The sequence below is a fragment of the Enterococcus sp. 12F9_DIV0723 genome (genome assembly GCF_002174375.1).
Taxonomy (GTDB): domain Bacteria; phylum Bacillota; class Bacilli; order Lactobacillales; family Enterococcaceae; genus Enterococcus_A; species Enterococcus_A gilvus.
The window spans coordinates 2631287-2631903 of record NZ_NIBK01000001.1 but is presented as its reverse complement, the minus strand read 5'-3'; the positions used below and the strand labels follow the sequence as shown (position 1 = coordinate 2631903).

The window sequence follows — 617 nt, the reverse complement described above, 5'->3', positions numbered from 1 at the left end:
AAGTAGGATTGATCGTCAATCCTCTCTCTTTTTCTCTCTGTTTTATCACTGTCTCTTATACACATCTAGATGTGTATAAGAGACAGATATTTTTATATTATCAAGAAATAAAAAGGTTAGCTACGCTGGGTGGTTATATCGACGGCGCAAATTTATTATGGCATTTTAGAAATGTTACTTCATATGAAGCAGAAGCATCATTAAACGGATTAGTAAGTCTATTAATTAAAATTGTTGATGCATTTGGGTATGTATTCACTTTTGCCTTTATACACATCTAGATGTGTATAAGAGACAGCATTGGAAGAGGGAGGCCACTTGAATACTAGAGCAAAAAAAATTTTAAGAAACATTAATTATACAGTAAGTGCAAATTTCTTTGTTATGGGAATTTCAATATTGCTAAATTTATTTGTTCCTAAATTTATTGGAGTTAAAGAATATAGCTATTGGCAACTTTATGTTTTTTATTCTTCATATGTTGGCTTTTTTCACTTCGGCTGGTTAGATGGGATCTATTTAAAAATTGGCGGAAAAGATTATGCTGAACTTGATCATGCCGAGCTAGGTAGTCAGTTTTGGTATCTATTTATATTTGAGAATATCCTATCTATCAT

General features: G+C 31.3%; 2 pseudogenes. Both read left to right on the top strand.

Annotated elements, in window-relative coordinates:
* Positions 1-281, top strand: a pseudogene (locus A5868_RS19235) (hypothetical protein); the annotation flags it as partial.
* A gap of 37 nt (positions 282-318) precedes the next feature.
* A pseudogene (locus A5868_RS12455) lies at positions 319-617 on the top strand (hypothetical protein); the annotation flags it as partial.